The 20604-nt window shown below is 34.4% G+C and carries 16 protein-coding genes, 1 tRNA gene and 2 pseudogenes; 14 read left to right on the forward strand and 5 right to left on the reverse strand.

The genetic code is table 11. The features are described from left to right. Positions 1 to 197 precede the first annotated feature (197 nt). The 7 genes from AAGD99_RS05605 to dapA all read left to right on the forward strand — a co-directional run bounded on the left by AAGD99_RS05605 (position 198) and on the right by dapA (position 6785). On the forward strand, positions 198 to 1943 hold the full coding sequence (locus AAGD99_RS05605; RefSeq protein ID WP_341822839.1) for a type I secretion system permease/ATPase: 1746 nt from the start codon (positions 198 to 200) through the stop codon (positions 1941 to 1943). A gap of 323 nt (positions 1944 to 2266) precedes the next feature. Continuing rightward, a complete protein-coding gene (locus tag AAGD99_RS05610) occupies positions 2267 to 3706 on the forward strand; it encodes a hypothetical protein (RefSeq protein WP_253309206.1) in 1440 nt (479 codons plus the stop codon). Between the two features lie 4 nt (positions 3707 to 3710). Continuing rightward, positions 3711 to 4319 (forward strand): hypothetical protein, encoded by a 609-nt coding sequence (locus AAGD99_RS05615; RefSeq protein WP_182184030.1) that lies wholly within the window; start codon positions 3711 to 3713, stop codon positions 4317 to 4319. 4 nt (positions 4320 to 4323) lie between these two features. Further along, a complete protein-coding gene (locus tag AAGD99_RS05620; RefSeq protein WP_253309204.1) occupies positions 4324 to 5139 on the forward strand; it encodes a hypothetical protein in 816 nt (271 codons plus the stop codon). Positions 5140 to 5249: 110 nt separating this feature from the next. Next, positions 5250 to 5323: transfer RNA gene (locus tag AAGD99_RS05625), tRNA-Arg, on the forward strand. A 67-nt stretch (positions 5324 to 5390) separates the two neighbouring features. Beyond that, the gene (gene ssb / locus AAGD99_RS05630; RefSeq protein ID WP_096616007.1) at positions 5391 to 5864 is read left to right on the forward strand and encodes a single-stranded DNA-binding protein; all 474 of its coding nucleotides are present in this window, start codon (positions 5391 to 5393) and stop codon (positions 5862 to 5864) included. 9 nt (positions 5865 to 5873) lie between these two features. Beyond that, positions 5874 to 6785: a 4-hydroxy-tetrahydrodipicolinate synthase gene (gene dapA, locus AAGD99_RS05635; RefSeq protein WP_341822840.1), complete on the forward strand. Its 912-nt coding sequence runs from the start codon at positions 5874 to 5876 to the stop codon at positions 6783 to 6785. Here the strand turns inward: dapA and AAGD99_RS05640 are convergent. Together AAGD99_RS05640 and ligA are read right to left on the reverse strand one after the other, a co-directional pair. Next, complete coding sequence (locus AAGD99_RS05640) at positions 6772 to 7104, reverse strand: hypothetical protein (RefSeq protein ID WP_341822841.1); 333 nt, start codon at positions 7102 to 7104, stop codon at positions 6772 to 6774. The two genes, dapA and AAGD99_RS05640, sit on opposite strands and share 14 nt — an antisense overlap. A 620-nt stretch (positions 7105 to 7724) precedes the next feature. Next, on the reverse strand, positions 7725 to 9722 hold the full coding sequence (gene ligA, locus AAGD99_RS05645; protein WP_341822842.1) for an NAD-dependent DNA ligase LigA: 1998 nt from the start codon (positions 9720 to 9722) through the stop codon (positions 7725 to 7727). Positions 9723 to 9951: 229 nt separating this feature from the next. Between ligA and gltX the strand changes: the two genes are divergently transcribed. The 4 genes and pseudogenes from gltX to AAGD99_RS05665 all read left to right on the forward strand — a co-directional run. Continuing rightward, on the forward strand, positions 9952 to 11274 hold the full coding sequence (gene gltX / locus AAGD99_RS05650; RefSeq protein WP_341822843.1) for a glutamate--tRNA ligase: 1323 nt from the start codon (positions 9952 to 9954) through the stop codon (positions 11272 to 11274). A gap of 163 nt (positions 11275 to 11437) precedes the next feature. After that, positions 11438 to 11986: pseudogene (locus AAGD99_RS05655) on the forward strand (Rpn family recombination-promoting nuclease/putative transposase); the annotation flags it as partial. A gap of 427 nt (positions 11987 to 12413) precedes the next feature. Then, positions 12414 to 14201, forward strand: coding sequence for a group II intron reverse transcriptase/maturase (ltrA, locus tag AAGD99_RS05660; RefSeq protein ID WP_341822236.1), 1788 nt, complete (start codon positions 12414 to 12416; stop codon positions 14199 to 14201). A 95-nt stretch (positions 14202 to 14296) separates the two neighbouring features. Then, a pseudogene (locus AAGD99_RS05665) lies at positions 14297 to 14638 on the forward strand (Rpn family recombination-promoting nuclease/putative transposase); the annotation flags it as partial. On the opposite strand, the gene AAGD99_RS05670 reads toward AAGD99_RS05665, so the two are convergent. The 3 genes from AAGD99_RS05670 to AAGD99_RS05680 are packed head-to-tail and all read right to left on the reverse strand — an operon-like array spanning position 14631 to position 16412. Further along, a complete protein-coding gene (locus AAGD99_RS05670) occupies positions 14631 to 15026 on the reverse strand; it encodes a cytochrome c-type biogenesis protein CcmH (protein ID WP_264735675.1) in 396 nt (131 codons plus the stop codon). The pseudogene AAGD99_RS05665 and the gene AAGD99_RS05670 sit on opposite strands and share 8 nt — an antisense overlap. Continuing rightward, positions 15010 to 16050, reverse strand: coding sequence for a hypothetical protein (locus AAGD99_RS05675; protein WP_341822844.1), 1041 nt, complete (start codon positions 16048 to 16050; stop codon positions 15010 to 15012). The genes AAGD99_RS05670 and AAGD99_RS05675 overlap by 17 nt, the downstream gene beginning before the upstream one ends. 2 nt (positions 16051 to 16052) lie before the next feature. Continuing rightward, the gene (locus tag AAGD99_RS05680) at positions 16053 to 16412 is read right to left on the reverse strand and encodes a ferredoxin family 2Fe-2S iron-sulfur cluster binding protein (RefSeq protein WP_064125547.1); all 360 of its coding nucleotides are present in this window, start codon (positions 16410 to 16412) and stop codon (positions 16053 to 16055) included. Positions 16413 to 17177: 765 nt separating this feature from the next. Between AAGD99_RS05680 and murD the strand changes: the two genes are divergently transcribed. From murD to AAGD99_RS05695, 3 genes are all read left to right on the forward strand, one after another. Then, positions 17178 to 18584 (forward strand): UDP-N-acetylmuramoyl-L-alanine--D-glutamate ligase, encoded by a 1407-nt coding sequence (gene murD / locus AAGD99_RS05685; RefSeq protein ID WP_341822845.1) that lies wholly within the window; start codon positions 17178 to 17180, stop codon positions 18582 to 18584. Positions 18585 to 18590: 6 nt separating this feature from the next. After that, positions 18591 to 19190: a COQ9 family protein gene (locus AAGD99_RS05690; RefSeq protein ID WP_264329272.1), complete on the forward strand. Its 600-nt coding sequence runs from the start codon at positions 18591 to 18593 to the stop codon at positions 19188 to 19190. 90 nt (positions 19191 to 19280) lie between these two features. Beyond that, entirely contained in the window at positions 19281 to 20603 is a 1323-nt protein-coding gene (locus AAGD99_RS05695) for a hypothetical protein (protein WP_341822846.1), read from the forward strand. Position 20604 lies beyond the last annotated feature (1 nt).

Genomic DNA, 20604 nt, shown 5'->3' on the forward strand with positions numbered 1-20604 from the left:
AATCGCGGTATGACGTAGGGAAAACCTTAGCTATAGGCAATGAAGGAAATATTAACTATACTTCTTTTTACCATTGTTTATATTTCCTATTTACATATATTAATATTTTATTCACTTAAAGTAAGCTAACTGCCGTTATTAATATTTTTGTAATAAAAATTGTATATGGTGCATGTAATTAAATTAAGAGGAAGATTGTGGAAATTACGCCATCAATAAAAAAAGAATTGAAGCAAAGTACTCTATATATTTGCCTAGAAAAATGCAAAAGTGCATTTTGGTTTATCTTTTGGTTTAGTGCGGGAATCAATTTATTAATGTTATTTCTACCACTTTATACCTCTCAAGTGCTTGATCGGGTGATATCAAGCGAAAGTGTATCAACACTAACTATGCTGACAATTATCACTTTATCTGCATTTGCATGTTCTGCAATGCTTGAAACTTGTCGATATTTAGCCATGGCAAAAATAGGTGATTGGATCGATAAAACTGCAACACCAGATCTGATAGTAAGGTCAATCAGGCTAACGTCAGTGCAGAGCTCAACTTCAAGTGGTGAAGCAATACGAGATCTCGGGGTAATAAAAAATTTCATTACAGGAAATGGTATATTCTCACTGTTTGATACTCCATGGTCGTTAATTTACCTTGTTGTGATTTTCATGATACACACCTCCACGGGGTTTATAGCTATTGCTGGAATCATTATATTAGTCTCTATGGCAATATGGAATGAACTTGCCACTAAACGAATATTACAAGAAACCAACGAAGAAACTATACGGAATATCAATGCTATAGATGTTGCAACAAGAAATGCAGAAGTAGTTGAAGCTATGGGCATGTCAGAATTCATAGTCTCTGATTGGTGTAAACGAAATGATCAGAATCGAGCAATGCAAATTAAAGCACAAAATCGCTCTAATGTAATTACTGGAATCACTAAGTTTTTGCGCTCAACTCTGCAAATATCAGTAATTGGAACAGGTGCATTACTTGCAATTACAGCTCATAAAACTGCTGGTAGCATCATCGCTGCTTCAATTTTAATGGGTAGAGTATTAGCACCATTTGACGCTGCGGTTCATACTTGGAAGTTTTTAAATCAGGCTAGAATGTCATATGGAAGGCTACAAAGACTTATATTAACATCGCCAAAAAGAGAGCAAACGATGGCTCTACCAGAACCTGAAGGAAAATTGGAATTTGATAGAGTATTTTTTACTCCTTATAGAAGCAATAAGCCAACAGTAAAAGGAATATCATTTATTATAGAACCAGGGGACGTAGTAGGTGTGATTGGTGCAAGTGCTTCTGGTAAATCCACTATCGCAAAATTAACTGTTGGTGTATGGAAGCCAATATCTGGTGTAGTCAGACTAGATGGCGCTGATGTATATACTTGGAATCGAGAAAATTTTGGTAATTATGTTGGCTACTTACCTCAAGATATTGAGTTATTTAACACTAGTGTCAAAGCTAATATTGCTCGCATGAGACCAGATCCAAATCCTGAAGAAATAATCAAAGCAGCAAAAATTGCAGGAATACATGAACTAATACTAAGCTTACCAAATGGATATGATACAACAATAGGAGGTCCTGGAGGAGTAACGCTCTCTGGCGGCCAAAAACAGCTTCTTGGACTTGCCAGAGCTTTTTATGGTCACACAAAACTTTTAGTACTTGATGAACCAAACGCTAACTTAGATAGCAATGGAGAGGCATGCTTAATTAATGCAATTGGCATTGCAAGAAAGCAAAATACTACTACTGTTATCATCACTCACAAGCTACCGTTATTGTCCGTAGTTGATAAGGTGATCCTCATGTCAGATGGTATCATTTACGCTATGGGACCAAAAGATGAGATTTTGAGCAAATTAGTTGCTCCATCATCAAATACCAAAGAAGATGAGCGCTCTTCAGCAAATGGTTAGTTTACTTACACTAAATTCTGTATCTGAAATAACAACTGTTCCAGTATTACTAGAAATGTTTACCATTAGAAATAATATTACAAGAATAGTAAATAGATTAATAACTCCTATTAATTAAAGTTAATCGGCAGATAGTGTATATTTCTAATTAATGAGTTTTCTTAATTTATTAATTAAATAGCTTAATATTAGTAGTGATTTTATAAAAAAATTATAATATAAATAATGTTGCTGCGAAAATTTATAACAATATTTCCCTCTAACGTTTAATGAATTTCAATAAATTGCCTTTTTAATTCTAGATAAGTATATGCTTTGTTAATATGTTTAGTTCAAAATCCAAAAGTAAGTTTATGCTTTCTATTGGAGAAGAAGGCATAATGTTACTATATTTTAAAAATAATACTTTAAATAAAAGGTATTTTGTTAAGGGCAAAAACGATAAAGCAGTTTCCGATTTAATTTCATGTCTTTCATCAGACAAAAAAGCACCTTTATACCTGGTGCTTAATCATGCAGATCAAAATTACTCGCTACAGTTTATTACAAGGGCAAACAAGATTAGTGCCTATCTATCAGCAAAAACAAAGATGGAGCATTTTTCTCGTAATAATGACATAAGTTCAGTTTTTTTGGTTGAGAAGCCAAACAAATTCAATCAAAACTGGTGCTATCTTCTTGTTTCATCAAAAGCAAAGCATTTAGTAGAATATTGGTTGAATGTGTTTATTGAGATAGGCTCCAACTTTAAGGGAATATTAATGTTTCCTATAGAAATAAGTAATATAACAAAAAAGATTCTACATAAAGATCCTAATAATTGGAAAATTATAGTTGCTGCAACTAAAACGGGAGGCTATAGACAAGTGGTTCTTAAAGAGAATAAAATGATATTTACGCGTTTAGTACCATTTACTAATGATAATTTACCAGGAATTATTGCTGGTGGAATATATCAGGAAGTGCAAGATACTATTCGATCCTTAACTAAGTTTGGGTTTGAAAAAAATAACCCTATCGACCTTTGCATCATAGTGTCAGAAGATATTAAAGCTAGTTTATCAGTCATAAATTTTTCAGAGAACAGTGTGAACATATTAACTCCATATGAGTTAGGCAAACTATTAGGAGCAGAACTAGCTATAAGTGAAAAAGATAACTTTTGCGATACCATAATTTTGTTTCACAGCTTTAAGAATAAATTAGCAGCTATTTTTAATACAAAGGAAACTAAAGAATTTTATCTATTCAATTATCTTTATTTAAACTCTCCTCAAATTTTTCTATACTTCGCTTTGGTTTTAGTTGTAATTAACGCCCTTTGTTTGCTAAATTTGTATTCAAACTTCAGTGTCGCTGATAATTTATCCGCAAAGCAGAGCACCTTAAATAACCAATTAACAAAACTTAGCCAAAGCTATAATGTAAAAAAAATAGATGAAATTTATGATTTTATTAATATCAATAATATTTTATCAAAAATAGAATACTCTCCTCTTACACAAGTTAAGTATGTAGAAAAGTTAAAAGTACCAGGTATAGAGCTTCGATCATTTGAATGGAATTATAATGAGGCAAAAAGTTATATTACCACAACTTTAAGGTTTAATTTTCGATCCGGTAAAAATATTTCCTATCAATACGAGAAACTACGAAAAAATTTAAACGATAATTTTCGTACCTATGACATTAATATTTCTAACTTACCTGCTGCTAAAGGGCAAAATCTATCTATTGATGTTGAAATAGGAGAGGCAATGTAGATTAATGACTATCTCTCAATTAAAAAGAAAAGCTACAATTCAGTTTATATCGTATTTGTTATTATCTGTTGGATTAATAGGGTTATTAACATATGTTGTTATCTATAACGAAAAGGTTTATAATAAAAACCAAATTGCGATTGATAAAATACGTTCTATTAATTTACAGATTACTGGAATTCAAAAAAAGGAAGTTGTTCTAAATAAAAACCTAGATTTATGGAAAAAAATTTCTTCTTCAAATTTACACAGTAGCAGATACATTGCAAATTTAAATTTCGAGCTTAGCAGGTTATATAAAAAGTACTATATATTAGAACCTGAAATATCAATTTCTATACCCGAAGAAGTTGAGCTCCACAACAAAAGTGAACGCACAAAAGTAATAAAAAGTGAAGTGGTCCTAAATTTAAGTTCAATCAGCGATAAGCATATTTTTTTATTTCTACAGTCTATTCCAAATCTGCCCGGTTATGTTATGATCAAATCTCTTATTTTAAACAAGCAGAGAAATATTGATGCTGCAACTATGAATCAAATTTTGAATGGTAATATGATAGAGATAGTGAGAGTTAATATAGTCTTTGATTGGTATACTATATTAAGTAGATAAGGTGATGAACATAAAGCTGTTTTTTATTTTTACGCTACTCATTTCCAATGTTAATGCATATTGCAGTTGTGAAGATATCATAGAAAGCATAGAAATTTGTAAGGAGTATTCTTGCCGACAATATATTGGCAATGAAGATTTTATTGAGCATAAAATATTAGGATTAAATAGTGGAAATTTATGCGTATATATAGAAAAACAAGGTGATGATGAAATGGTTTGTCATCATTCTCAGTATGGAATGATGATAGAAAAAAGATATTTTGAAAGTATTCTTAAAGTTGGCAATCAAGAAATCGATGATTTTATTGATATAGCAAATTTGCGTGCAAAAGAGTGTTTCTTTATTAACAATCAAAAACTAAGCTATACAGATCGGGACGATATAATAAGAGAAGCAGTGGAAAGTGACTTTGACGTTTTGTCACAATATAGTAACGTAAAAAGCATTTTTTTTGATGAAGAGCCAGTTAATAGAATGGTCAATGAAATGGAAAAGTTCAATTTACGGTCTTCAAGAGCTGCAAAAGAGGAGGTATCAGATAATTTCAACTGTAAGGTAGTGAGTTTAGACTCAATTTTATATCTTTCTTCCGATACATGGAAAATATGGGTAAATGGAAAGCTGTTTATAAATACTAAGGACTTAAAGGTGCACTCAGTCACTGAAAATTGTGTGACTTTTGTATGGGCCGTAGATCAAAAAGCAATAAAAAAGCATGCGAATGATTCTCAAAATGTATATCTTGGACATGGGAGTGTTATGTTTACGCTTTATCCAAAACAAAAATTTGACTTGGATAGCTTATCTATTAAATAATTTAGTATATAGCCAAAGTGGCTTAGGTTTACCGACAATTTGAAAAACCGTCATCCCGCTGCTCGTTAGCGGGATCTCAACATAGATACCGCGGGTGGGTAGCTATATATGCGCTTGTAGCTCAGTTGGATAGAGCGTTGCCCTCCGGAGGCAAAGGCCGTGGGTTCGAATCCCTCCAAGCGCACTTTTAATTAAATTTGACAATAGTACTTTCACATAAGATAATAAAGGGATTTATTTAGAGCATAATTATGTCTGGTGGTACCATAAACAAAGTCATATTAGTTGGTAATTTAGGAAAAGATCCTGAAATTAGGACTACACAAAATGGAAAAGAGATGGCAAGTTTTTCAATAGCCACGTCTGAAAGTTGGACTGACAAACTTTCCGGTATGCGCTCTGAAAAGACAGAATGGCATAATATTGTAATTTTTAGTGAAGGATTAGTAAAAATCGTCAAAGATTTTGCACGCAAAGGCAGTAAAGTTTATGTTGAAGGTTCTTTGAGAACTAGAAAATGGACTGACCAAAACGGTAGTGAAAGATACACAACAGAGGTGGTTCTATATAATTTTAATAGCGCTCTTACTCTCTTGGATTCGCGACCAAATTCCGATTACAAGCCAAGTGAATACAAGCAAAATGAAACAGAACAAAAAAATAAGCACGAAAGTTTTGACAACGATATAAAAGATGAACTAATCGACGATGAAATACCATTTTAACAATTTAAATTGAAATTTACATTTTTATGGACTGCTTGTGTTACTCCTTTTAATTGTAATGGGGATGACATAGATTACCGCAGTTTGCAGCGTTTACTTACAATACAAGCTGAAGCTGAAAATGGCGTAGTGTTACTGGGTAGCACAGGTGAAGGCCTATCGCTTACTGATTCTGAAAAGCGTACATTAGTTGAATTTGTATGTAAGCTAAAATTAAATACGAAAATTATAATTGGTGTACCAGGAGTGAATCTATATCAAACTCTTGAATGGCTTGATTTTTGCAAGGGTATGCCTATTCATGGCTATCTAATGACAACTCCCATTTATGCAAAGCCCGGAATTATGGGGCAGACTTTATGGTTTGAAAAGCTGCTTGAGAAAGCACATGTGCCGGCTATGTTTTACAATATTCCATCGAGAGCAGGAGTGAGTCTTCACGCTGAAACTGTACGCAACTTATCCAGCCACGAAAAATTTTGGGCTATCAAAGATTCAAGTGGCACCGTTGATACTTTAGCTCAGTATAAGAAAGTTGCTCCAAATATTGAGGTCTTTTGCGGAGATGATAATATGATATCCGATATGGCCGCTTATGGTGCGGCTGGTCTGGTTTCCGTTGCTTCCAATGTTTGGCCACATGTAGCACATGAATATGTTAAGCAATGCCTACTGTCATTCCAGCACGTAACTAGAAAAAAAACAACTCCTCAAATGACAGGAAATGACATGAAAAGTTCAACAGATATCTGGCAACAAGCTTGCAAAGCTCTATTTATTGCCAGCAACCCAATACCCACTAAAGCACTTTTGCATGATATTGGTCTTATAGAACATCAAACTGTCCGCCTACCACTCAGCACAGAAGACTTGCCTTCTGTTGAGATATTAAGGCAAGCTAATGAGATTATCTTCGGGTGAGATGATTGTCAAACATTTCAGGATACTGGTATCCTGCATCAATACCGTCAATTTCCATAGAGGTATCAGGCATTGCTTTATCGATTAACAATTTAAAAGGAATATAAGCAATAGAACCTACCACAGCAGCTAAAGCACCTATAGCTGCTGGTGATGTAAAGCCAAGAGCAACCAATCCTGCTCCTATCCCGAATCTAACACCAGTATACGCAATTGCTTGTGCTATTTCTTTTGAAGAATCCTTAAAGCCCGAAGTTGAGAGTTTTGCTATAAAAAATATTGCACATAACGATGATAATAGCAACCCAGCACCAACCATTCCACCTGCAATAAGAGGTGATAAGCCAGAAATAGAGCTTATAGCGTAATTTGTAACAATTCCATCAATAGCTCCTAAACCTGCTATTACCCCCCCCCACTATTCCACAGACTATTCCCGCTATTGCTATCGTCCCTATTGGATATGATTTAAATAATCGCTTAAGTTTTTCTGTATCTTGAAATCCACTCATAATTTCTATCTCTTTATTAACATTTAATTAAGGCTAACATACTAACACATTATAGTCAATATATTTTATACCATTCTTTCAGGGCTTTTTAATTGACTTTGAGCGCACTTTAGTCTATACAATTTTAATATCTTAAGCTATAAGACATGTCAGATCTATAGCTAAAGTGACTTAGGTTTACCGACGATTTGAAAAACGACAAATTCGTCATTCCGCTACTAGTTAGTGGAATCTATGCCGAGATACCGTGAATGAATCGCGGTATGACGTGTTGCTTGGGTCAGCTATAGGACCTGTACCAGCACCATGACCTTACCCAGAAAAAATGGAGAGAAAGAAAGGAGTTTTTTTGTGGTAATCCAATCAATCCAATTAACAGCTTGCTCATTATAGTCTTGCAACTTTGATTTAATATACAATCCAAGTGTCATTTGAACACTCCCGAACTTATCACTTTATGCCACTGGTCTTCATCTAAAATTTCTACACCTAATTCCACTGCCTTTTTATATTTGGATCCTGGTTTTTCTCCTGCAATTAGGTAGTCAGTTTTAGCAGAAAGATGTGAGCTGACCTTTGCTCCTAGAGTTTTGGCTCTTACTTTTGCCTCTCCTCTACTCATAGCAAGTAGCTTACCAGTAAACACTATAATTTTATTATTTAAAACAGAGTCACTAGAGTTGGAGCTCACAGGAAGAATTTGAAGACAAGCAGTAAGATCATTTAACATTTTGATGTTATGTTCCTTAGAAAAAAATGATTCCAAAGATTCAGCCCCTTTTTTTCCTATGCCGTCTATACCGACTAGCTCAGTATTATCTGATGACAGTTCAATCATCGAATTATACCAATTATCATAAGAAACATAATAATCTGCAAGCAATTCTGCTGCAACTTGGCCAATAAATCTAATACCTAAAGAAAATATAAACCTATCTAGAGTTATTACCCTTCTGCTTTGTATAGAATTTAACAAATTAGCTATAGATTTCTCGCCCCAGCCAGACTGTCCTTCCAGATTAAATTCATCCAATTTTTCTTCTAAAGTAAAAATATCATGGATTTGTTTTATCAGATCAAGGTCGTAAAAAAACTCTATCTGCTTATCACCAAGGCCAACAATGTCAAATGCATCTTTCGATACAAAATGCTTTAGTTTTTCTATTATTTGAGCTTTACAGGCAAATTCCTCAGGACATCTTACTGCCGCCTCTCCCTCAACCTGACGTACTTTACTACCACATTCAGGGCATACTCCAGGAAACACAAATTCAGGTGTATTTGGAAGACGAGAATCTCTGTTCACTTCAATGATCTGGGGAATTACATCTCCTGCCCTTTTGATTGTTACAATATCTCCCTCTCTTATGTCTTTACGTTTTATCTCATCTTGGTTATGCAGACTTGCTCTACTAACTAGCACCCCACCAATATTGACTGGCACTAAATCTGCAACTGGAGTTAAAACCCCTGTTCTGCCCACCTGTATAAATATCTTATTTAACTTTGTTTTTGCATAAACCGCAGAAAACTTGTATGCAAGTGCTGAGCGCGGTGCTTTGTGAGTATTCCCTAGACGATTTTGTAGTACCAAATCATTTACTTTATAGACTATTCCATCAATATCATAATCCAAGTTATAGCGACAATTATAGACCTCGTTATAGAACTTCAGCATTCCATCCAAACTACTCGTTAAGGACTGATGCTCATTTACGCAAAAACCAAGTGCCTCAAGCTTATTTAGTATTTCACTTTGACTTTTCTCTGCTCCACCAATCAAAGAATAAGCAAAATATCTAAGTGGTCTACTTGCTGTAATGTTTGCATCCAATTGCTTTAGAGAACCAGCAGCTGCATTTCGAGGATTGGCAAATTCATCGTTTTCATTTAACTTTAAAAAGTCGCTGTTACTGATGTATATTTCACCTCTTACTTCTAGTCTTCCTTGCACACCTTGCAAAAACTTAGGAAAGCCTTTTATTGTTGCAACATTGTGAGTGACATCTTCCCCTAAAAAACCGTCACCTCGAGTTGCAGCTTTAACAAATCTCCCATCCTCATAAATTGCAGAAAACGACAACCCATCAATTTTTGGCTCACATAATATCTCTATTTTATCCTCAATTAAAAACCTCTTTATTTTAGACAAAAATTTCTCTACATCTTGTTCGTCATAAGCATTCTCAAGAGAAAGCATAGGTTCTTGATGTTCCACCTTAGAAAACCTCTCATCAGGTGGAGCACCAACACTATCTTGTGTTGCATAAATTTCTGGAAATTGTGCCTCTATTTCAGCTAACTTTTTCTTCAGTTCATCATATTCAGCATCACTTATTTCTGGCTTATTTTTTTGGTGATACAAAACATTATGATAATTTATTTGATCTTGCAGTTTTTCTCTCATCTTTTCTAAGTTAGTCATGATATCAATATGATGCTACATTAGCCTTTGTCGTCAAGTTGTGAATTTTCTTGAATTTATCATATGGTCTTAATCCATCAAATATCAAAGGTGCCACAATGCTATAGCCATACTTATTCTTCTCTTGCTCAATTGTATTAGCAGATCTCACTTGCTTTAGCCGTATATTTATATAAAATTAAAATAAATTAGAGTAAATAAGTTATTATTTTACAATATTGCTATTTAAATGCTAACAAGATTCGCTCCAAGCCCAACTGGCTATCTCCACGTAGGAAACGTACGAACTGCTTTGGTTTGTTGGATGTACACACGTAATCAAAATGGAAAATTTCTACTCCGTTTTGATGATACTGACCTTCAGCGTTCAGATGTCAAATATATAAATAATATCATAGAAGACCTAAAATGGATTGGTATCGATTGGGATGCAAGTTTTAAGCAATCAGAGCGCTTTGAGCGCTATAACGAGGTGTTCTTGCAGTTAATAAAAGAAGGGCATATTTATGCATGCTATGAAACAAGAGAAGAGTTAGAAATTAAACGAAAGTTGCAATTAAAACAAGGACTTCCTCCTGTTTATGACAGAAGTGCATTGCTTCTAACTGAGCAAGAGAAAATCCATTATGAGCAAGAAGGACGAAGACCACATTTCAGGTTTAAATTGGATAGAAATGAAGTTGTTAAATGGAATGATGAAGTTAAAGGTGAAATAAATATTGCAACAAGTCACATCAGCGATCCTGTGGTAAAAAGAGAAGATGGAATTTATACATACATGCTACCTTCTGTTATTGATGACGTTGACTTTAATGTAACCCATGTTGTACGTGGGGAAGATCATGTAACTAATACCGCAGTTCAGATCCAAATGATTAAAGCATTAAAAGCGAAAATTCCTATATTTGCTCACCTTTCTCTACTACATTTTGATGATAGCAAGATATCGAAACGGAAAGGCGGGCTGGATATCAAGTCCATAAGAGAAGATGAGACTGAACCAATGGCGCTAACTAGCTATTTAGCAAAACTTGGAACATCTGATCCGATAGAAGCTCATGTTGACATACAGTCTTTAATTGACTCATTTGATATTAAAAAATTTAGCTCAGCATCTGCACAATTCAGCTTGAGTGAAGTATACAAGCTAAATAGCAAAGTTCTGCAACAAATGCCATTTGAAATGGTGCAAGACCGTTTAAATCAAATTGGAGTGGACTCCTCAGAGTTTTGGTATTTTATAAGGAACAATATAGAAAGGTTTTCTGAGGTGGCCAAGTGGTGGAAAATATGCAAATCTGATATAGAGCCTGTGATTCTTGATAAGGAGCTTATAAAAATTGCGTTCAATGCATTGCCTCAAGGCGATTGTAACGAAAATACATTATCAGAGTGGGTAAAAGCTATTCGACAGACAGTGGATATAAAGGCAAAAGACTTATTTATGCAGTTGCGTTCAGCTTTAACAGGAACAGAAACAGGACCAGAGCTCGCTAAATTATTAATTTTTATCGGCAAAGAAAATATCATTGCAAGGTTAAAAAAAAAGTGAAAATCAAAAAATTATATAGTAACCAGACTGCATTCTGTGAAAAACACGATCTTTCATTTGAGCTTTCTTCAATTTAAAGTAAATACAGAAACTAGCTATCTTCAAAAATATAGTTGAATAATTGTTAATAATAGTGTATAATTATTAATATTTTCCAAGCATTATGGCTCTTTCAAAATTTCTCGATCCTCGCAATGATTTGTGTTTCAAAAAAATCTTTGGAACGGAAAAAAATAAGAATATCCTTATTCACTTTTTGAACGATATTTTAGGATTTGCTGAGGCAAGTGCAATACAAGAAGTAGAATTCTTAAGTACTATCATGGATCCCGAAATTGCCTCTGATAAACAAAGTATTGTTGATGTTCTCTGCAAGGATTCTATTGGTAATAGGTTTGTGATTGAGATGCAACTGGCTCGTGATAAAGGTTTTGAGAAACGCGCTCAACTATATGCTGCTAAGGCTTACTCAAGACAATTAGATAAATCTGGCAACTACATTGATTTAAAGAAAGTCTTCTTTATTGCTATTTCCAATTGTAACTTACTTCCTGAAGAAGTTGGTTATATCTCTACTCATAATATACGTGATATAAAAACCAACGGCCATTACTTAAAAGATTTTCAATTTGTCTTTATTGAGTTACCTAAATTTACAAAAAGCAAAGTAGAACAGCTAGAAAGCATAGTAGATCGTTGGCTATTTTTCTTTAGTGCGACCCTGAAAGTCGTGGTTTTGTGGTGGTTAAATTCCACTTTCCCTAGACATCGGGGATAATGTATATCTCACATTTTAAAGGGTGGCAACCTTTGGGATGCAAGCATGAGATAAAAGCAGGTAACACTAAACCTCATGGTGAATCCCTGCAAACAGAGTTAGATATGATTACGAGAGGAACCTATGTTTGAATTGTCGTCAAAGCATAGTATGCGAAAAGAGGTTGAACTACGCATAGACCAAAATGGTACGAAGCAAAAGGGGAACTAAAGATTGAAGACTTTAGTTATTGATGTTCCCAGCTTCCGGCAAATAGTAGGAATCTAAGTTTAACGTGAAACGAAGCCATGGAACGGAGTAACCACATAAAAGCTCTTATATTCATAAAAATATAAGTAGGTAGCCAACCACAAGCTGCTATGTGGAAGGATTGTTTAAGAAGCTAATGCCCAAAGTAATATCTGGGATACGCAGACGTAAACACTTTAATTTGGAAGGTAAAGTGGTGAATAGTAGTGAATATGTTATGGACCAGCAAAAAGCTAGGTATGAATGGAATGGAATTCCTTGGCGAAAGCTGAAGAAATCTTCATTTAAGCTACAAAAACGAATTTACCAAGCTTCTAAATGTAATGATATCAGAAAGATGCATAATCTTCAGAGATTATTACTCAAATCAACAAGTGCAAAAACACTCGCTGTTAGGAAAGTAACACAGGACAATAGGGGGAAGAAGACTGCAGGTATTGATGGAAAGGCTAATCTTAATCAAAAAGAAAGATTACAACTATCATATTCTTTAGATATAAAAGAAAAAGCAAAGCCATCAAGACGCGTCTGGATCCCAAAACCTGGTAAGCCATCGGAGCATCGCCCGCTTGGTATACCTACTATATCGTGTCGAGCAAAACAAACACTTGTAAAAATGGCTTTAGAACCAGAATGGGAGGCAAAACTTGAGCCAAACACTTATGGTTTTAGACCTGGTAGATCATGTCATGATGCAATTGAAGCCATATTTGATGTGCTAAAACAGAAAACAGCATATGTATTAGATGCTGATATTTCTGGATGTTTTGACAATATTAACCATAATAAACTGCTTGAAAAGCTCAATACCACACCAACGTTAAAGAAAATCATAAGAGGATGGTTAAGGGCAGGCGTTATGGAAGATGGAAAGTTTCAATCCACAAAACGTGGTACAATTCAAGGAGGGACGATCTCACCGTTGCTAGCTTGTGTTGCATTACACGGATTAGAGCAACATATCAAAAAAGCATTAACAAACGAACTCTTTCAATGCATGAAAAGAAAATATGGTAGGATATCGCATAAAAATGCGCAAAAGTCTATTAGTGTAATTTTCTACTGTGATGATTTTGTCGTCATACATGAAAGTGAAGAAATTATTCTTAGGGCAAAAGTTCTAGTTGAAGAATGGTTAAAAACCATTGGATTAGAATTAAAGCCTTCTAAGACAAAAGTTTCTCATACATTAAAAATCATTAATGGAATAAAACCAGGATTTGATTTTCTTGGATTTTCAATAAGACAATATCCAACAAAAGAAAGTAAGAAAGGTTACAAATTATTAATAAAACCAAGTCGTAATTCTATAAAGCAGCATATATTTGCTATTAAACATAAACTTAGAGAAATGCGTGGGGCGCCACAGGAAGTAGTAATAAGGAATCTCAATCCAATCATTAGAGGGTGGAGTCAATATTACTCTTCAGTAGTTTCATGTAAAATCTTTAGCTCATTGGATAATACTATACATAGAAAGCTCTGGAAGTGGGCAGTCTTTAGGCACCCAAACAAAGGGAAATGCTGGATAAAAAGAAAATACTTTAAAAAGTATAATAACGATAACTGGCGTTTTATGACAAGTAACAAGATACATCTTATTATACACAGCGATCATGTTATTAAACGACATATCAAAGTGCAAAAAACCAGATCTCCATATGATGGTGATTGGGTTTATTGGGGTAATCGTCTTAGAGAAATACCAGATAAGCCATCAAGAGTAATAAAACTATTGAAGTTACAACAAAGTAAATGCGGTAATTGTAGACTATGGTTTGAAAGTGATGATATAATAGAAATACATCATAAAGACCGGAATAGACGAAACAATATGATCAAAAATTTATCTTTGTTACATGGGCATTGTCACGATGAATTACACAGGAGGTGTGCATGACAAGCACCAAATTAGAGAGAAGCCGTATGAGGCGCAAAGTCTCACGTACGGTTTTGAAGTCGAGTGAAGAGGGGCGACCTTCTTCACTTAGACAACAATATGCTGAAGAAACGACAGATGAAGATCTAAAGAAAATTGCAGAAAAGGCACCAATAATAAAGCTAGCATATGATGAGTTAGATAAGTTTCATTGGAACGAAAAAGATTTAGTAGCTTACGAAGAAAGAATAATGGATCTACGCAAAGAAGAAGCCATTCTTGAATACAGACTTGATCTTGCTGAAGAGAAAGGTATAGAAAAAGGTATAGAGAAAGGAAAAATTGAAGTCGCAAAAGCAATGCTGGCTAATAATGTTGATGTCAACACTATTGTCAAGTTTACTGGCCTTTCTATTAGTGAGATTGAAGAATTAAGTGTGAACGGTTACATTACATAAAAGGTTTAAATATACTGGACATACTGATATACTTTCGTATTAAAAAACACCCAATAAGCAGAGTTGTGAGTGGAATAAACCACAAAATGTAAGTGCTAGGTGGGGTAGTTATAATTGAATTGCCGTAAGAATTTTTTAACTCTGAGATTATCTCTTCATCTGTGTATCCATCATTGATTTTTTTACGAATTGCTTCTCGCATATCATACGCAATCTGAGATCCAGATTCAGACAATGATTCGCCAGAACATATTGGACACCTTATTATTTCAAATAAACTGGTTGCTCGTTTTTCCATGCTTTTATCTCTGAGTTTATTATCCAGAGTAAAAGCGTTTACGCCTGAGTGAAATATCAATATGAAAAGTAAACTAACTACTGCTCTCATCCTTGGTTAATTGGGTTATTTTACTGAGTTGGTTCATAAAATCAGTGGTGGATAACTTTCCAATAAAGCTTGACCCTACATCATCATCGTACTTTATTGAAAATTGAACGCTGTCATCAGTTGTTTTTTCTGATAAGGAAGACATTAATTTTTCAAACGCATCTGAAGTTTTTGAGTCACCAATCATAAACGAGATTAATTCTTTATAATTTGATATAGCCACGTTGATTTTGTCTTTAAATGAAGACGTAACCAAATTATAATTTTGCATTCCACCATCTGCAGCAAGAGAAAAATTATTACTTTGAATTAAAAATTTCTCTATGTTGAAATTAACTCTGGAAGCTGAGATGTGGTTTACAAATTCGTAATCAAATTTAGTGTCGATACTAAGGTAACTTTCAGGACTTGCAGTATTTTTATACCGATAAGTATAAAAATCAAATCCTAGTTTAGTATTTCCACTTGGTTCTTTATCGAGGTGAAATTGAATGTAATTGCTTTTATCATTCACTTCAGTTATAACACTTTGCTGATTTTCTGAAACATCACATTTTAATCCATAATCTGCGTAACGAAGTGTATCTATATAGTCTATCACGGTACTATTTTTGTTGAATCGCAATGAAGATGGTAAATCATTTAGTCTAACAACAAAGTGGCTGCTATCGTTTGTGTGGCATTTTATATTCTTTTTCTCATCACCATGAACAACAATGTTGACTTCATTGCTTGGTATGTAGATATATACTGATTTATCAAACAATCTATTTTTTATCAATAAAGCATCAGATGAGATGGTTAATTGCTTATTGGAAAATTTTGGGTTTGTCACACGGAAAATTAGGTTAGAAGGAAGTCCACTGAAATCATGTGAAATATCAAACTTTTCGTCGTTAATGTATAGTATTGCTTCAGCTAAAAGATTTTTTACCTTACATGCAGAAAAATACCAAAAACCACTATACGCTACAGGAATAAACAAAAGTAAAGAGATGATAATATAGATAAAAATCTTACGCATAGCTAATTATTCCCCTGTTTATCCAATGATATATTTCTTGTACCCCTTGGTATGGTTACACACAAACCGTCGATATCTTTTGTGATTTTTATTTGGCACCCAAGTCTTGATGTCTCTGTTAAGCCGAAGGCTAGATCTAACATATCGTTTTCCTCATCAGATATGGGATTATGCGTTTCTACAGCATCATAAAATTCTGGATCAACAATCACGTGGCATGTAGAACAAGCAAGAGAGCCTTCACATGCACCTTCAAGCAGATCTGGATCACTTCTGTGGGCTAAATTAAGCAGAGTTTCTCCCTCTGCAGCTTCATAGCTTTTCTTACTCCCATCAGGTAAAACAAAAGTAACAGATGGCATATTATTCCTATTAAAATCCTTACTAATTTCTCTGTATTCTACAGGTAATAACTAATATTTGCAAACTCTTTGCAATTCCAGTGCCTATTTTTTGTCATCCAAGTACCCCTTTCTTGTCATTCAAGTACCCCTTTCTTGTCATTCAAGTAGCCTCTTCTTATCATCCCAGTGCCCCCTTTCTTGTCATCCCAGTGCCCAGACACTGGGATCCAGAAAAGTTTGTTTGTGAATAAGCAAACTAGCATAGAAAGTAGCTGATCTTATACTAAATGAATGTTTTTGATGAGGTTGCATAGAAGCTGGATCCCAGTGTCTAGGCACTGGGATGACAAAGGAGGACAGTGCCAAGCACTGACCATTTCTGGTCTCTTAAATTGCAACTAATCTAAATATTAAGAAATTTACCAAACGAAAAAAAGGCAAAAGAAGCCCCGAGTAGCGAGTTTTGACTCTATATTACTGTAAGTGGCGCTGTAATAATGTGCTGACGCTTAGTTTAAGCGCGATTTGGCTGAATGTAGAAAAAATTTAAAAGACATGCAGCCGCTATAATTTTATGTAATCCGCCAATAAATACCTGAGTTTTTTTACTGAATTTTGTTGTTGAGCCCGCGCGGATCAAAAACAAGTTTTGAGTCATAAATACCCTTAATACTACAATAAGGGGGCTGGCGGAGTTTGTCAAGTAGGTTTTTTCGTTTCTACTGAATGACAGTTGTGACCTATGCAAGAAGTCTGTTGTAGTTTGTACGATATCTTTATAAAATGGTTCGCATAAGTTATCTAGCAGTGCAACTAAACAAATACAAAAATCAAAACGTCGCGGTTTTTGGTCTTGGTAAAACTGGTTTATCCGCCATTAACGCTCTGATAAAGAGTGGTGCAAGAATATATGCATGGGATGATCATGAAGAGCAAATAGCAAATGCAAAAATGATGTATAAAAAATGTAATTTTATTCATCCCAAGGAATACAATTGGCATGAGATCAGTGCATTGGTTTTAAGCCCTGGAGTGCCAACAGAGCCACATTGGATAGTAAAACTTGCAAGGAGATTTGATTGCAAAATAAAATCAGACATTGAGCTATTTCTTGAAGCTAAAACTACGAACCAGAAGGTAATAGGCATCACAGGAACAAATGGTAAATCAACCACTACATCACTAATAGGGCACATATTAAAATCTGCAGGGAAAAAAGTAGCTATTGGTGGAAATTTAGGCGTTCCTGTTTTGGATCTAGAAAGAGATGCAGAAATTTATGTAATTGAATTTTCCTCTTTTCAATTGGAGTTGATGAATGAAATTAACGTGGACATTTCAGCACTGCTTAATATTACACCAGACCACATAGATAGGCATGGAAGTATGGAGAATTACATAGCAACTAAATTAAAACTGATAAACGGTAGTGAGGTTGCCGTAATAGGATGTGACAATGAGATTACTGCTGACATATTCAACAAATTCACTGGAAACAAAATTCCAATCTCAGCTTCGATGTCATCCTCTTTGTCATTCCAGCCACTTCTTTTGTCATCCCAGTGCTTGGCTACTCGGATCCAGAAGATCTCGTTAAAACTAGAGAATCATAGCTTATCAGTAAGCGACGTGAAAATAAACCTAATATCCAATGCAGAAAACATAGCAGCCGCATATGCCGTATGTAAGCTACTTGGAGTAGATAGCAACACTATTATCAATGGAATCAAGTCCTTTTCAGGACTGAGGCATAGGAATGAACTGCTTGGCAAAATAAGAAATGTGTTTTTCGTGAACGATAGCAAAGCAACTAATGCAAAGTCGAGCGAAAAGGCGATCTTATCTTATGAAAACATAAATTGGATCGTTGGTGGAAGAAGCAAAAAAGGTGGAATAGAATCATTAAGCAAGCATTTCACGAGGATTAGAAAAGCTTTTCTTATTGGGGAATCAACCGAAGCCTTTGCAAACACTATGGAGAATAAAGTAGATTATGTTAGATGTTGCAATCTAGAAGATGCATTCAGATTGGCTTTTGAAGAGGCCTTAAATAGCGCAGAAGAAGTAACTATATTACTTTCTCCCGCGTGTGCTTCTTTTGATCAATGGAAAAATTTCGAGGAACGTGGTGAAGCATTTTGTAGAATGTTTGAAAATCTCAGGTACAATCACACATGCTGTTTAGTATAATGTTGCGTGGAACAAGATGAAATAAAGTTAATAATAGATAAGCTAATTAGGGTTATTCCATTTGAAGGGATAAGCGATGAAACCCTATTAAAAATTTGCACAGACCTTAATCTAGCTAATAGCTTTTGCAAATTTCAGAATGGAATATATAGCGCTTTGGAGCACATAGCAGAGGACTTAAATAGCTCAATGGAAGCTGAACTAAGAAATTCCAATTTAGAAGATATGAAAGTGCGAGAGCGGGTAAAGTTAGCTATTCAAATACGCCTTTCAAACTACGCTAAGCTACCGAATTATAGAGAACTTTTAAAAAATGTTTTATCATTCTCCGTATCACCAAAAAATACATATTTTTCTAGTAAACTTTTATACAGAACTATTAGCGCGATTTGGTATGGCATTCATGACCAATCAACAGATTTTAACTACTATACAAAAAGAGCAATATTAGCTGGAGTGTACTTAAGTACGATACTTTTTTTTATCAATGATTATTCAGAAGATTTTGCGGATACTTTATCGTTTCTTGATAACCGTATCAACAATGTCATGACATTTCAAAAATTCAAAACTCGCTTAAAAGGAATCATAGGAAATTTCTTATAAGCTTTTCATCATACTGGTTATTCATATTTATATTCTCTTGTTTTTTTTTGATCTTTATGTTAAAATAACTAAATATTCATTAACGATAAAATGAAAGTTATTTATCATACCAATAGTGATATCAAGCCAGAAGAAAATACGAAACATATAATAAACTTTTTTGGAGTACTTGGGTGTATTAAGGTTAATACTCGTAGTAAAAATCCACCTAAGGAGCAAGAAAGTAAGTTAGTTAAGCATTATTTTGACTATCCTTATTTTTCTAGAATTGTTAATCCAGAATTCTTTAAAAAAGAATTGAATGATGAAGAAAGAAAATTCAATAGGAGAATAGTATCACTATGGTTATGTTCTGCTATATTTTCTACTGCTTCTATTGTATCGTTATACTTGGCATACCAGAATCAAAAATCAAAAAAGGTACTTACAGGGTTAGCTTTTGCATCAGTAGTGCTATCAATTTTGGCTACCATATGTTTTATCGTATTTTGCCTATGGATGCTTTTTGACTTTGTTAAGAAAAGGTTCGTTGTACATAGAATCAAAAGCTTTTTGGAAAATGAAGTTAGCCCTGAGTGGATAAAGCGTTACAAAAAAGAACTTGTAGGTGACGATAAGGAAGTGGATGCAGAAGCTCACGATCAAGAGTTAGGAGAAAATAAAGATATAGAAGATATCGTGGAGTTTCTCTTGGAAAGAAAGAAAATTGTAGCGCTATATGAATTTCTAACAAACGGTGAAAAGTTAGTTCAAGCTGGAATGGCAATGGTAAACATGTTACTTGTAAAAGGTGTGCATCCAAACGATATAATTTTGGATATTAACTCTCTTGGAGGAGGAATTGCAGCAGAAGTTTTAAAAAGGTTTGAAAAGCAAGGGATTTATTTAACGCTAATTCATAGTAATTCTTATAGCTCGCTTAAGGATGCAACTAATAACTTTCCTCATGGGGTAGGGAGTTTTTTCATGAGACGGCTTCCTGCAAAATTCTTGAATTTTTGGTTTAGTCGTTGCGGATTGGAATTTAATTCACGAGAGATTATAGAGAATACAAAATGTCCTGTATTGATTGTCGGTAGGAAAGGCGATACTGTGATTCCACAGGAAATACAACTTGTTGGTAAACTGAGTGATCAATCAACTGAAGAAAGGTTAAGAAGAAATAGAGTGCTTGAACATGATCCAGAAAGAGCTTGTGAGAATAAAAATATTCACATCGATCATGAAGAACATTTGGTATGGAAAGATGGCGAAAAATATGAAAGTTATATTAAAATAAAAAGTGATTTTATTGAGTTGGCGGATAATTATCTGGTAAGTAATAACTTTAATGGAGGTTATAAGCCTGAAGAATACAAAAAAAGCCATTTCTCAGGAAAACTTGACGGAAATAGAACTGAAACCCATCAATGAA

The organism is Wolbachia endosymbiont (group A) of Clivina fossor (assembly GCF_964026865.1).
Lineage (GTDB): Bacteria > Pseudomonadota > Alphaproteobacteria > Rickettsiales > Anaplasmataceae > Wolbachia.